18 protein-coding genes are annotated in these 13,145 nt (G+C 47.5%); all 18 read right to left on the bottom strand.

Annotation, left to right across the window (positions count from 1 at the left end):
* Positions 1 to 11: 11 nt before the first annotated feature.
* The 18 genes from rplN to GPK90_RS00135 all read right to left on the bottom strand — a co-directional run bounded on the left by rplN (position 12) and on the right by GPK90_RS00135 (position 13,123).
* Positions 12 to 380: a 50S ribosomal protein L14 gene (rplN, locus tag GPK90_RS00220; RefSeq protein ID WP_118532547.1), complete on the bottom strand. Its 369-nt coding sequence runs from the start codon at positions 378 to 380 to the stop codon at positions 12 to 14.
* Between the two features lie 25 nt (positions 381 to 405).
* Positions 406 to 687, bottom strand: coding sequence for a 30S ribosomal protein S17 (gene rpsQ, locus GPK90_RS00215; RefSeq protein WP_330579573.1), 282 nt, complete (start codon positions 685 to 687; stop codon positions 406 to 408).
* An 81-nt stretch (positions 688 to 768) separates the two neighbouring features.
* Positions 769 to 978: a 50S ribosomal protein L29 gene (gene rpmC, locus GPK90_RS00210; protein ID WP_021905521.1), complete on the bottom strand. Its 210-nt coding sequence runs from the start codon at positions 976 to 978 to the stop codon at positions 769 to 771.
* The gene (rplP, locus tag GPK90_RS00205) at positions 968 to 1,405 is read right to left on the bottom strand and encodes a 50S ribosomal protein L16 (protein ID WP_015553837.1); all 438 of its coding nucleotides are present in this window, start codon (positions 1,403 to 1,405) and stop codon (positions 968 to 970) included. Before rplP ends, rpmC begins: the two co-directional genes overlap by 11 nt.
* Positions 1,405 to 2,061: a 30S ribosomal protein S3 gene (gene rpsC / locus GPK90_RS00200; protein ID WP_015553838.1), complete on the bottom strand. Its 657-nt coding sequence runs from the start codon at positions 2,059 to 2,061 to the stop codon at positions 1,405 to 1,407. Before rpsC ends, rplP begins: the two co-directional genes overlap by 1 nt.
* A gap of 12 nt (positions 2,062 to 2,073) precedes the next feature.
* Positions 2,074 to 2,460 (bottom strand): 50S ribosomal protein L22, encoded by a 387-nt coding sequence (gene rplV / locus GPK90_RS00195; protein ID WP_015553839.1) that lies wholly within the window; start codon positions 2,458 to 2,460, stop codon positions 2,074 to 2,076.
* 29 nt (positions 2,461 to 2,489) lie between these two features.
* Positions 2,490 to 2,771: a 30S ribosomal protein S19 gene (rpsS, locus tag GPK90_RS00190; RefSeq protein WP_015553840.1), complete on the bottom strand. Its 282-nt coding sequence runs from the start codon at positions 2,769 to 2,771 to the stop codon at positions 2,490 to 2,492.
* A gap of 18 nt (positions 2,772 to 2,789) precedes the next feature.
* Positions 2,790 to 3,635 (bottom strand): 50S ribosomal protein L2, encoded by an 846-nt coding sequence (gene rplB / locus GPK90_RS00185; protein ID WP_117470154.1) that lies wholly within the window; start codon positions 3,633 to 3,635, stop codon positions 2,790 to 2,792.
* 75 nt (positions 3,636 to 3,710) lie between these two features.
* Positions 3,711 to 4,010: a 50S ribosomal protein L23 gene (rplW, locus tag GPK90_RS00180; RefSeq protein ID WP_117470153.1), complete on the bottom strand. Its 300-nt coding sequence runs from the start codon at positions 4,008 to 4,010 to the stop codon at positions 3,711 to 3,713.
* Positions 4,010 to 4,630 (bottom strand): 50S ribosomal protein L4, encoded by a 621-nt coding sequence (gene rplD, locus GPK90_RS00175; protein WP_117470152.1) that lies wholly within the window; start codon positions 4,628 to 4,630, stop codon positions 4,010 to 4,012. Before rplD ends, rplW begins: the two co-directional genes overlap by 1 nt.
* Positions 4,631 to 4,657: 27 nt before the next feature.
* Entirely contained in the window at positions 4,658 to 5,293 is a 636-nt protein-coding gene (rplC, locus tag GPK90_RS00170) for a 50S ribosomal protein L3 (protein WP_117503172.1), read from the bottom strand.
* A 222-nt stretch (positions 5,294 to 5,515) separates the two neighbouring features.
* Positions 5,516 to 5,833, bottom strand: a complete 318-nt coding sequence (rpsJ, locus tag GPK90_RS00165) for a 30S ribosomal protein S10 (protein ID WP_015553845.1) — start codon at positions 5,831 to 5,833, stop codon at positions 5,516 to 5,518.
* A 503-nt stretch (positions 5,834 to 6,336) separates the two neighbouring features.
* A complete protein-coding gene (locus tag GPK90_RS00160; RefSeq protein WP_252197308.1) occupies positions 6,337 to 7,734 on the bottom strand; it encodes a S41 family peptidase in 1,398 nt (465 codons plus the stop codon).
* A 141-nt stretch (positions 7,735 to 7,875) separates the two neighbouring features.
* Positions 7,876 to 9,108, bottom strand: coding sequence for a murein hydrolase activator EnvC family protein (locus GPK90_RS00155; protein ID WP_215701826.1), 1,233 nt, complete (start codon positions 9,106 to 9,108; stop codon positions 7,876 to 7,878).
* Between the two features lie 13 nt (positions 9,109 to 9,121).
* Positions 9,122 to 10,036 (bottom strand): cell division protein FtsX, encoded by a 915-nt coding sequence (locus GPK90_RS00150; protein WP_215701825.1) that lies wholly within the window; start codon positions 10,034 to 10,036, stop codon positions 9,122 to 9,124.
* On the bottom strand, positions 10,026 to 10,712 hold the full coding sequence (gene ftsE / locus GPK90_RS00145; protein ID WP_215701824.1) for a cell division ATP-binding protein FtsE: 687 nt from the start codon (positions 10,710 to 10,712) through the stop codon (positions 10,026 to 10,028). Before ftsE ends, GPK90_RS00150 begins: the two co-directional genes overlap by 11 nt.
* A gap of 3 nt (positions 10,713 to 10,715) precedes the next feature.
* Complete coding sequence (locus GPK90_RS00140) at positions 10,716 to 11,804, bottom strand: PucR family transcriptional regulator (protein WP_215701823.1); 1,089 nt, start codon at positions 11,802 to 11,804, stop codon at positions 10,716 to 10,718.
* Between the two features lie 221 nt (positions 11,805 to 12,025).
* Positions 12,026 to 13,123, bottom strand: coding sequence for an ABC transporter ATP-binding protein (locus GPK90_RS00135; RefSeq protein WP_215701822.1), 1,098 nt, complete (start codon positions 13,121 to 13,123; stop codon positions 12,026 to 12,028).
* Positions 13,124 to 13,145: the final 22 nt, after the last annotated feature.

Raw genomic sequence — 13,145 nt, 5'->3', positions numbered from 1 at the left:
CTGGCACCTCCTTATAATACTTCCGGAGCCAGAGATACGATCTTCATGAACTGTTTCTCACGAAGCTCTCTTGCAACCGGCCCAAAAATACGGGTTCCTTTTGGAGTCTTGTCATCTTTGATGATAACTGCTGCGTTCTCATCAAATTTAATATAAGAACCGTCTTTACGACGTGCGCCTTTTACAGAACGAACTACAACGGCTTTGACTACATCGCCCTTCTTTACAACGCCGCCTGGTGTTGCTTCTTTAACGGAGGCTACGATTACATCACCGATGTTAGCATATCTTCTTGTAGAACCGCCCATAACGCGGATACAAAGCAGTTCTCTTGCACCTGTATTATCGGCAACCTTTAATCTGGATTCCTGCTGAATCATGCCTGTTACTCCTTCCTCGAATCAATTATCTTGCTTTCTCGACGATTTCAACAAGTCTCCATCTCTTATCCTTGGATAACGGTCTTGTCTCCATCACTTTAACTGTATCGCCGATATTGCACTCATTTTTCTCATCATGAGCTTTTAATTTATATGTCTTTTTAACGATCTTTCCGATTAACGGATGTTTTACGTGGTTCTCGATAGCAACGACGATTGTCTTGTCCATCTTGTTGCTAACTACCTTACCAGTACGTGTTTTTCTAAGATTTCTTTCCACGACGGATAATCTCCTTTCAAAATCGATTTGTTACACGCATCGGCGTGTGTCATAACGACAGCTGTTCAACCCGCAAGTATGCCTTGGGGGTTCTTCACCGATACGGGATTAGTTAGCAACTCTTGCCTTCTCTGTGATAACAGTCTGAATTCTTGCGATGTTCTTGCGAACCTCTTTGATTCTGCTTGTGTTATCTAACTGGTTGGTTGCGTTCTGGAATCTCAGGTTGAAGAGCTCCTTCTTTGCTGCAACTAATTCTTCATTTAACTCTGCAGCGGTTTTCGCTTTTAATTCTTCTACATACTTATTAGTTTTCACTGTTATCACCGCCTTCTAAATCTGCCTTGGAAGCAATTTTACACTTACACGGGAGTTTGTGCATAGCAAGACGAAGAGCTTCCTTTGCTGTTTCCTCCGGAACGCCAGCGATTTCGAACATAACACGGCCCGGTTTAACTACTGCTACCCAGTACTCAAGAGCGCCCTTACCGGAACCCATACGAGTCTCAGCCGGTTTAGCTGTTACCGGTTTGTCCGGGAAGATCTTGATCCAAACTTTACCACCACGTTTGATATAACGAGTCATGGCAACACGGGCTGCCTCGATCTGATTAGATTTGATCCAGCACGGCTCAAGGGCAACAAGGCCATACTCACCGTTGGAGATTGTATTTCCTCTTAAAGCTTTACCGGCCATAGTTCCACGGAACTGTTTGCGGCGCTTTACTCTTTTCGGCATTAACATTATTTATCGCTCCCTTCCTTATTTCCCTTAGTCGGAAGAACCTCGCCTTTGTAGATCCAAACTTTAACGCCAAGTTTGCCGTAAGTTGTATCTGCCTCTGCGAAACCATAGTCAATATCTGCTCTTAATGTCTGAAGCGGGATTGTTCCCTCGCTGTAGAACTCTGTACGTGCGATATCAGCACCGCCAAGACGTCCGCCAACTGCTGTCTTGATACCAAGAACGCCAGCCTTCATGGATCTGGACATTGTGGACTTCATAGCACGACGGAAGGAAACACGGTTCTCAAGCTGCTGAGCGATGGACTCTGCAACGAGCTGAGCTTCACGGTCCGGTCTCTTAACTTCCTTGATGTCTACAAATACCTTCTTAGCAGTCATCTTCTGAACTTCAGCTTTGACCTTCTCGATCTCAGATCCGCCCTTACCGATAACTACGCCCGGTTTTGCTGTGAAAACGATAATTTTTACTCTATCAGATGCGCGCTCGATTTCGATCTTGGAAACGCCGGCGCTGTATAATCTCTTCTTCAGGTAAGTTCTGATTTTGTGATCCTCGATGAGGTTGTCAGCGAAATCAGCTTCAGCGTACCATCTGGAATCCCAGTCTTTGATAACGCCGACTCTCATGCCGTGTGGATTAACTTTCTGTCCCATAACTGCCTCCTATTATTTCTCGTTCAGCACGATAGTGATGTGGCTCATTCTCTTTTCGATTCTGTAAGCTCTACCCTGTGCTCTCGGTTTTACTCTCTTCATAATCGGTCCCTGAGATGCGTAGCACTCCTCCACATACAGGTTCTCTGCGTTCATTCCGTTGTTGTTCTCAGCGTTTGCGATTGCAGATTTTAATAATTTCTCGATTAAGCTGGAAGCATATCTAGGATTGTAAGTTACAATACCAAGTGCTGTCTGAACATCTTTGCCTCTGATGGCATCTAATACGAAACAAGCCTTCTGAACGGATACTCTTGCGTAAGACAGCTTTGCAGACGGTCTTGTATCCTTCTGGGCATTTCTCTCTCTCTTAATCTGACTTCTATGTCCCTTAGCCATTACTGGAACCTCCTTTCAAAGCGTATCTATTATTTACGTCCGGACTTTTTCTCGTCTTTGCCGTGGCCTCTGTAAGTTCTTGTAGCAACGAACTCACCAAGTTTGTGACCAACCATATCTTCTGTTACGTATACCGGTACATGCTTTCTGCCGTCATGTACAGCGATTGTATGACCAACCATCTGCGGGAAGATTGTAGAACGGCGGGACCAGGTCTTGATAACCTGTTTCTGTCCTGCCTCGTTCATAGCGTCTACCTTCTTCAGTAAGCTAGCGTCTGCAAATGGTCCTTTTTTAAGTGAACGAGCCATCGTTTTACCTCCTATCGATTATGAAATCGCCTTACCATTTCTTCTTCTTACGATTAACTTGTTAGACTGTTTGTTTTTCTTTCTAGTCTTAAGACCAAGAGCAGGCTTGCCCCACGGTGTGCACGGACCCGGACGGCCGATACCAGTCTTACCTTCACCACCACCATGCGGATGGTCATTCGGGTTCATAACGGAACCACGGACTGTCGGGCGGATACCCATGTGACGTTTTCTACCTGCTTTACCAATCTTAACAAGGTTATGGTCGCCGTTGCCTACAACACCGATTGTTGCGCGGCACTCGATCGGAACCATTCTCATCTCGCCGGACGGTAAACGAAGTGTAGCGTATTTTCCTTCTTTAGCCATTAACTGTGCAGCGTTTCCTGCAGAACGAACCATCTGGCCGCCCTTGCCCGGGAAAAGCTCGATATTGTGAACCTGTGCACCAACCGGAATTAAGGATAACGGTAAGCAGTTGCCGACCTTAGCCTCTGCGTGCTCGCCGCTCATAACCTTCATGCCGTTTGTAAGGCCCTGCGGTGCAAGGATGTAGGACTTCTCACCATCTGCGTAGCAGATTAAAGCGATGTTAGCGCTTCTGTTCGGATCGTACTCGATACCGATTACAGTTGCCTGAATTCCGTCTTTGGAATTTCTCTTGAAGTCAACCATTCTATATTTCTGTCTGTTTCCACCGCCCTGATGTCTAACGGTGATCTTACCCTGGTTGTTACGACCAGCGTTCTTCTTTAAAGAAACTACTAAGGACTTCTCCGGAGTTGTCTTTGTGATCTCGGAGAAATCAGAACCTGTCATATTTCTTCTGGAAGGTGTATATGGGTTATAGGTTTTGATTCCCATTTCTGACTCCTTTCAACGCCTTCTGGCGTTTCTATTTTTCGTATCGCGGCTTTGGTTGCCGCATAGTTTCAAAAATTACAGACCCTGGAAGATTTCGATATCTTTGCTGTCTGCTGTAAGCTTAACGATTGCTTTCTTTGTCTTAGCAGTCTTGCCTACTACCATGCCACGTCTGCGGTTCTTACCGTCAGCGTTCATTGTGTTTACGCTGTCAACCTTTGTTCCCGGGAACATTTTCTCAACAGCTTCTTTGATCATGGTCTTGTTTGCTTCCGGATGTACGAGGAATGTGTATTTCTTCTCGCTCATAGCGTTCATGCTCTTCTCAGTTACAACCGGTTTGAGGATTACGTCGTAGTACTGTACGTTTGCCATTATGCGTATACCTCCTCGATAGATGCTACAGCAGCCTTAGTAGCTACTACAGTGTTGTATTTCAGAATGTCGAATACATTGATTGTATTAACAAGGGAAGTCTTAACTTCCGGGATATTTCTTGCGGAAAGAACTGTGTTCTGATCGTTGTCAGCAAGAACAACAAGAGCCTTGGAAACTTTGAGGTTGTTCATAACAGCCTTGAAGTTCTTTGTCTTGATCTCGTCGAACTTTAACTCGTCAACAACTACGAACTTGTTCTCGTTTACTCTGCTTGTAAGAGCGGACTTAAGAGCAGCTCTCTTCTCTTTCTTGTTAAGAGTGATTGTGTAATCTCTCGGAGTCGGAGCGAATACCATTCCGCCGCCTGTCCACTGCGGAGATCTTGTGGAACCCTGTCTAGCGTGACCTGTTCCTTTCTGTCTCCACGGCTTTCTGCCGCCACCGGAAACCTCAGAACGTGTTTTTGCTTTCTGTGTTCCCTGACGTTTATTTGCAAGCTGTGCAACAACAGCCATGTGTACGAGATGCTCGTTCACTTCAACGCCAAATACAGCGTCGTTCAGCTCGATTGTGCCAACTTCTTTACCTTCCATATTGTATACGGATACGTTTGCCATTTCTGTTTCCTCCTTTCCTGTAAAAGCTTATTTGTTAGCCTTTACTGTTTCCTTTAATGTTACTAAGGACTTCTTCGGTCCCGGTACAGCGCCTTTAACAAGGATCAGGTTGTTCTCAACGTCAACCTTGACAATCTCGAGGTTCTGAGTGGTAATCTTCTTGTTACCCATCTGACCCGGCATGCCTTTGCCCTTGAATACGCGGCCCGGAGTTGTTGCGGAACCATTGGAACCCTGATGACGATGGAATTTAGAACCATGAGCCATCGGTCCTCTGCTCTGTCCAAGTCTCTTAATAGCGCCCTGGAAACCTTTACCTTTGGAGATAGCAGTTGCATCAACCTTATCGCCAGCAGCGAAGATATCAGCTTTGATTTCGTCTTTTACGTTATACTCTTCAGAATTCTCAAAACGGAACTCTCTAACGAATCTCTTGTAAGATACGCCAGCCTTGTCGAAGTGACCCTTTACCGGCTTGTTTACAAGTTTCTCTCTCTTATCTACAAAGCCAACCTGTACAGCTTTGTATCCATCGTTCTCCTCTGTCTTAACCTGTGTTACTACACACGGACCAGCCTGAAGAACAGTTACCGGAACAAGAACGCCTTCATCGTTGAAGATCTGAGTCATTCCGACTTTTGTAGCTAAAATCGCTTTCTTCATTGTTTTTACCTCCTGTTACTAATCTACAGCGGAACGCAAAACAGAATTTTCTGTGCGTTCATCCTAGAGCAGCCCAACATAGGTGGAACACTATGACATTACATATTGTAATGATGTTGATTCCCTTTCAGGATGAGTAGTGTTGCTTTTATATCAGAACCATTCAGGATTTCTAATTTTAGTGGCTACATTTCAGTAGCATGAAAAATAAATATTTTTCAATTATTTGTTTTTCATTTTGATGTCGATATAAACACCAGCCGGCATTTCCAGTCTGGACAGTGCATCTACTGTCTTCTGGCTCGGGCTTGCGATATCGATGAGTCTCTTATGAGTTCTCTGCTCGAACTGCTCTCTGGAATCTTTGTACTTATGAACAGCTCTTAAGATTGTTACAACCTCTTTCTTTGTCGGCAGCGGAACCGGACCACTCACCTGTGCTCCTGTTTTCTTTACTGTCTCGATGATCTTTCCAGCGGACTGGTCGATCAGCTGATGGTCGTAAGCCTTTAATGTGATTCTCATAACCTGACTTGCCATAAAAAAAGTCGCCTCCTTTTCGCACTTTTAATCGAAGTACGACAAGCGGTGACTGTACACGGTCTCGTGTGTATCATGCCGATTCACACGTTGTTACTGCCCCTTACCCTGAGCAGCTGTTAATTTGGTACAGTGACTTGTCGCCAGTTTCCTAACTTGACATTCGCTCCACGGAACACCTGCCATTCTCAGGCAGCAACCTCTCGCTTCTACGCTATCATGTCACAGCCAGATAAGAATAACACATCGTAATCTAAAAATCAAGCCTTTTTTGCTTATTTTTTAAGGGTTTTTTCAATTTGTGGATAATCGGCAGGAGCATGTTCAAATCGAAGTTTTCCATGCACAGATTGAAACAGCAAAGAGGAAAAAGGTCGCATCAGATCCATTCTCATGTGACTTTTTCCTCTTTTCGCTTCAGGGAGCATCCTGTTTCTTCTATATAATATAGTAGATATTCAATTTTCCCCGTTATCAATTTCTCAGAATCTAATGCGCAGGTCCTACTTCTCAGCCCCTGTCTCTTTCTCGATCTCCAGATTCTCCTTTACTTTCGCCTCAAAGTCATCATTCGCAGCTTCTGTCTCCCCGGTCTCCGCGGAGATCTTCGCTTTTACCACATCGACGCCTTCATCGAAAACTTCAAGTGCTGTCTGCAGCTGATTGTCCTCATCCTTCGGGATCTCGATCTTTGACTTCAGATCCTCGTCGAGTGTGACTGTCACATCCGGCTCGATGCCGAGTTTGTGGATGCACTCACCGGACGGGGTATAGTAGTATGCCGTTGTGAGTTTCAGGCCACTGCCGTCCGGGAGATTGAACACTCCCTGGGCGATTCCTTTTCCGAAGGTCTTCTCTCCGACGATCGTTGCCCAGTTGTTATCCTTTAAGGCACCCGTCAGTACCTCGGAGGCGCTGGCGCTCTCGCCGTTTACAAGAAGAATGATCGGGACATCCACTTCATGTCCGTCATCGGAAGAGTAGGTGCTGTCATCGATTCCTTTTCCCTTAAAGCTTACGATGGTCTTTCCATCCGGAAGAAGATAATCTGCGATTTCCTTCGCCGCCTGGACAACACCGCCGCCGTTGTTTCGAAGATCGACGATCAGCTTTTCCATTCCCTGAGCTGTAAGGTCATCCACAGCTTTCTTAAACTGTTCGGAGCTTACCTCCTCAAAGGAAGAAAGTGAGATATATCCGGCTTTGTTTTCCAGCATCTCATACTCCACGGTCGGATTCTCCACCATGCGCCGCTCCACATCCATCTCCACATATTCATCCGTGGACTGACGGTAAACAGTCAGATGGACCTTCGTTCCTTCCTCACCGCGGATGTGATCGCTCACGAGAAGAGAGAGGTCCTCACCGGTCGCCTCGATATCTTCCACTTTGTAGAGGATATCTCCGGGAAGCATTCCGGCTTCCTGTGCAGGGGAATCCTTAAACACCTTCACAGCCGTGATAATCCCGGTATATACATTCTGGCTGACCTGAACGCCGATCCCGCAGTAGGTACCGGAATTTTCCTCGTTCAGACTGGTATATTCGTCCTTATCATAATACACAGAATACGGATCGTTCAGAGAATACATGTACCCACGATAGATCCAGTCCTCCGCTGTCCCGTTCTTCTTCTGTTCTTCCTCCGTCATGTTCTCATCAAACAGGAAGTACTTGTCGATCAGTGCCTCCATGTACTGAAGCTTCGGCTCGATCTTTTTCATATCCAGCTTGTTGGCATCCGCTCCGGTCGTCTGTGCGCTCTGACTCTCCGAAGTCCGACGCCCGATGATCCATATTCCGGTTGCAAATCCAACCACTGCAAATCCCGCAAAAGCCGTCACAAGTGCGCCCACCAGGACGCCTTTCCAGAATTTATTTTTCGTCTCTTTCTCTTCCAATGTCTTCTCTCCTTCATCCTTCTGCAGCTGTTTTTGTCTGGAGATTTTTCTCTTCCATTGCTGTCTGAAATCCATTATGTACAGCAAAGCCTATCACGATCCGAATTGTCCGCATGATCTGCGCAGCTCTGTCAAAGTCCGCTATGGACTTACATACTTCGTCGGATTCACATAGGAACCGTTCACCCGGACTCCGAAATGGAGATGGGATCCGGTGGAATAGCCCGTTGAGCCGACTTTCGCGATCGTCTGTCCCTTTTTCACACTTTGTCCCTGTGATACCAGAATACTGGACGCGTGCATATAAACCGTATAGACGCCGCCTCCATGGCTGATCATCACATAATTTCCAGCGGAAGAGCTGTAAGTCGCGATCACGACCTCACCCGCTGCAGCCGCGACGATGGAAGTTCCTGTCGGCGCGCTGATATCGATTCCCTGGTGGTTCGAAGAAGCTCCCTTTGTCGGGGATTTCCGGCTTCCGAATCCCGAAGTGATCCGTCCGCTCGCCGGACACGGCCATGTAAAGCTAATGTCCCCAAGGCTCACGGTTTTATACGTCTGTGCCGCCTTGTTTGCCGCAGCAGCTTTTTTCTTCTCTTCCTCGGCTTTCTTTCTCGCTTCCTCTTCCTTCCGTTTGATTTCCGCCTCGATGGACTTGATCTGGTTTTCCTGCGTCTCGATCGCCTTCGCATATTCGGAGATCTGACCTTCTGCGGAAGCGATCTTCGTCTCGTAGTTCTGGAGCTCCGTCTGTTTCGCGGCGAGAAGCTTCTCCACGGACGCCTGTTTTGCCTCCGTCTCATCCTGAAGAGTTAATAGTTCAACATGCTCTCCTTCCAGAGCTTTCTCTTTCTCTGCGATCTTCTCCTTCGTTGCGGCATACTCATCGAGTTTTTGCCGGTCATAGGAAGAGATTTTTGTGATATACTCCGCCTTGCTTAAAAGCTCTGAGAGGGAACCCGCCTCCATGAGAAGATCCACGTAGGTGCTGTCTCCCTTCTCGTACATATATTTTATCCGGAGCTTCATGGATTCATACTGGCTTTTCTCCGTCTCCTTCGCCTCGGAGAGTTCCTGCTTTGTCGCATCGATCTGCTTTTCCTTCGCGTCGATGTCATCATTCAGCTTTGAAAGCTCATTTCCAATGGATTCCAGGCTGGAATCCAGCTTTTTGACATAGGCGGTCGTGTCGCTTTTCAGTCCTTCCAGGTTCTTTAATTCCTGTTCTGTTTTCTTTTTTTCCGCTTCCAACGCCGTTTTTTTGCTCTTCGCGTCACTCAGTCCGCTCTTCGTCGCCTGGGCGGAAAGCGGCGTCGCGAGAACGAGGGCAAAAGACAAGGCCGCAGCCAGAAATTTTCCTGATCTTCTCATTTGTCTCTCCCTCCTACACGCGCAGCTCTCTGCGGATCGTAAAGAAACTTACGAAAAATCCAAGTCCGCCGCCAAGTGCGAGGGCGATCGCCGCCATCGTCGGATAGAAGGTTCCGATCGGCAGGAACTGGATGATCCCCGAGAGCAGCTCAAACCGGTTCATCACATATTCCACGGTCTGGCGGTAAACGAACAGCATGACTCCCAGCGGGATCGCCGCTCCGATCAGCCCCAGGATCGTTCCCTCCACCACAAACGGTGCCCGGATCATGAAATTTGTCGCTCCGATGAGCCGCATGATCCTGTTCTCGTTCTTGCGGAATTCAGCGGCGACAGAGATCGTATTGCTAATCAGGAACACCGCAACGGCGAGCAGCATGGCGATCAGGATGCCGAACAGGAGTCCCAGGATCTTATTAAAGCTCGCGAGGCCGGTTGCCGCACTGTTGGAATAGTTTACCTTGCGGACTCCGGAAAGTCCTTCCAGGTAAGCCACCATCCCGTCCTGATCCGTGATGTTGTTTAAGCGGATCTCATAGGAAGAAGATCCCGCAAGAGGATTATCGTCCGCAAATCCTTCCGCAAGTGCCTCCTCGTCCCCGAAATACTCGCTCTTAAAGCTGTCCCACGCCTCCTCAGCGGAGACAAATTTGATCTCTTTTATGATTCCCGACTTATCCGACTCGATCTTTGCCCCGATGTCTTTGATCTCGTCCTCCGTCAGGTTCTCATCGAAAAATACCGTGATCCCCATCGTTGTCTCCGCCGTGCGGACCATGTACTCGATGTTGGTGATCACAGAAAAAAATACGCAGAATAAAAAAATACATGCAGAAATGATCGCGGTCGACGCAAGGGAAAACCAGATATTTCTGCATATATTCACCAGTCCCTGCTTCATGCAGAACCAGAATGTGCTAATCCTCATAACGGTACCCACTTTCCTCCTCATCACGGATCACCATACCACGGTCGATCGTAATAACACGTTTTTTCATCATGTCCACGATCTCATGGCTGTGCGTGACAACGATCACGGTTGTCCCACGCCTGTTGATCTTTTCCAGAAGTCCCATGATCTCCATCGCATTGTGGGGATCCAGGTTTCCTGTCGGCTCATCGGCAAGCAGGATCTCCGGACGGTTGATCAGAGCCCTGGCGATCGCCACTCGCTGCTGTTCTCCGCCGGAAAGCTGGTGCGGGAAAAACTTATATTTGGAAGAAAGACCTACCATCTTCAACATATGCGGAACAGATTCCCGGATCGTCCGGCTGGACTCTCCGATCACTCTCTGGGCAAATGCCACATTCTCATAAACTGTCTTATCTTTTAAAAGACGGAAATCCTGGAATACGACACCAAGGCGTCTGCGGTATTTCGGAACATATCTTCTCGGCATTTTCACGAGGTCCATGTCATTAACGACAACACGGCCGGAAGTCGGCTCCACTTCCTTCAAGAGGATCTTGATCAATGTGGATTTTCCGGAGCCGCTCCGGCCGGTTATAAAGACAAATTCCCCATCATCGATCGTGATGTTCACATCCCGCAGGGCTTTCGTACCCCTGTCATAGGTCTTTGTCAGTTTTGAAATTTCTATCATAATTTAGTAGTCCAAATTCTCCATGTACTTCATGTACTTTACAACCATCAGGGCGATCTTGAAGGTGATCGCGTCCTCAAATACGCGCAGATCCAGGCCGGTGCTCTTCTGGAGCTTATCCAGACGGTAAACAAGCGTATTTCTGTGGATGTAGAGCTGTCTTGATGTCTCGGAGACATTCAGGCTGTTCTCAAAGAACTTATTGATCGTTGTGAGTGTTTCCTCATCGAACTCATCCGGGTTCTTCCCGTCAAAGATCTCCTTGATAAACATCCGGCAGAGCGGAAGCGGAAGCTGATAGATCAGACGTCCGATACCAAGGTTCGAGTAAGCAACTACGTTCTTGCTGTTGTAGAAGATCTTTCCGACGTCGAGAGCCATCTTCGCCTCTTTGTAGGAGCGGGAGACATCCTTGATCTCGCCGACGATCGTACCGAACGCGATGCGCACCTTGGACATTGCCTCCGTGTTCAGCATATCCAGAATCGTGTTCGCGACCTTCTCAAGATCCTCGTAAGTCTCACCCGGCTTTACCTCGCGGACGAGGATGATATTCTTTTCATCGACAGCCGTGATGAAATCTTTTGTCTTTGTAGAGAACAGGCTCCGCATCGTCTCCAGAGCATTGTTGTCTTTTTCATTCTTTGTTTCGATCAGATATACTACTCGTTTTACATTCGTCTCGATATGGAGCTTCTTCGCGCGGTTGTAGATATCAACGAGAAGAAGGTTGTCGAGAAGAAGGTTCTTGATGAAGTTATCTTTATCGAATCTTTCCTTGTAGGCCACCAGAAGATTCTGGATCTGGAACGCTGCCAGTTTGCCTACCATATAAACATCATCGCTGCCGCCTTTTGCGAGCAGGATGTACTCAAGCTGGTGCTCATCAAACACTTTAAAGAACTGATAACCGGAAATCACCTGGCTGTCCGCCGGAGAATCCACAAACGCGAGTATGGAGCTTTCATACTCTTCCGCATGCTCGAATGTGGAAGCCAGGACCTTTCCCTCCACATCACAGACGCAAAGGTCAATTCTTGTAATCTCTTTCAGTCCTTCGATATTCGACTGTAAAATCTGATTTGAAATCATAGCGTCCTCTCCTTTTCACAGTATCGCGACGATCCAGTACCTTTCTCCTCAGGTTCCACGGTTTGCAGTTCCTTTCGGGATGAATGGCAATCGTTGCAGGCATGGACATATTCACATTTATTCTAATGCAAAATCACAAAAAAGAAAAGAATTTTTTTGTATTTTTCACTAAAAAAACAGACCGGATCCCCGTAAAAGGACCGGCCTGCCTGATATTTTGGTTATTCTGCAATGATTTTTTCTGTTTCTTTGTCGAAGAGGTACACATTGTCGCCGGAAATTTTGAAGGACATCTTCTTTCCGGTGAGATTTTCTCCGCCTTCCGCCTTTGCCAGGAATTCATTCTCACCGACACGGAAGCGGATATACGGCGCATCATCGATCTCCTCGCCTCCGATGAGTTCCCCTGTGATCTCACCGTTCTCTCCGTTCTTTGCCGGAGCGACTTTATCCGGGCGGACACCTGTAAAGACCTCCTTGCCCACATAGCCGAGCTCTCTGAGGAAATTTCCTTTTTTCTCTGAGAGCGGGATTGTTCCTGATGAAAACTTCAGGACAACACTGCCGTTCTCCTCCGTCACCTTCGCGATGGATAAGTTCATCCGCGGTGTTCCGAAAAATCCGGCAACAAACAGGCTGCCCGGGTGGTTGTAGATATTCTGTGCGGAGTCTTCCTGGCAGATCACGCCTTCGTTCATCACGATCATCCTTGTCCCCAGCGCCATTGCCGTTTTCTGGCTGTCTGTCGCGTAGATCACTGTGATCCCGAGCTCACGGTTGATGTTTGCAAATTCTTTTCTCATCACTTCCTGAACATCCGGATCCGCCTCCGCGATCGTGCGGTCCAGGAGCAGGATCCCCGGGCGGCGCATCAGGGCACGTCCGAGAAGGACACGATATGTATCAGCGGCTGAGAGTTCTTCCGGCATCTTGTCAAGAGTCTCCCCAAGATTTAAGATCTTTGCAGTCTCTTCCACTCTTCTCTCGATCTCCGCCGGGTTCATTTTTGCCATCCGGAGTGAAAACATGAGATTTTCCTCCACGCTCATTCCCGGATAGAGTACACTGTTCTTAAAAAGCATCGCGACGTTTCTCTCTTTCGGATCCGCGTCCGTCATGTCGATCCCATCGATCAGCAGGCTGCCTGAAGTGATCTCCTCAAGTCCGCCGATCATCCGAAGCAGCGTCGATTTTCCGCACGCCGTCGGTCCCACCAAGATCAGAAATTCCCTATCCTTCACTTCCAGATTGAAATCCCGGATTGCCTGCTGGTCACCCGGAAACGTCTTGTTGATATTTTTTAACACTAAACCAGACATCAATTTCCTCCTGATCTGTATG

Source organism: Clostridium sp. MCC344 (assembly GCF_018785365.1).
GTDB lineage: Bacteria > Bacillota > Clostridia > Lachnospirales > Lachnospiraceae > Pilosibacter.
The sequence above is the reverse complement of the archived record's forward strand: the minus strand, read 5'-3'. Positions and strand labels throughout refer to the sequence as shown.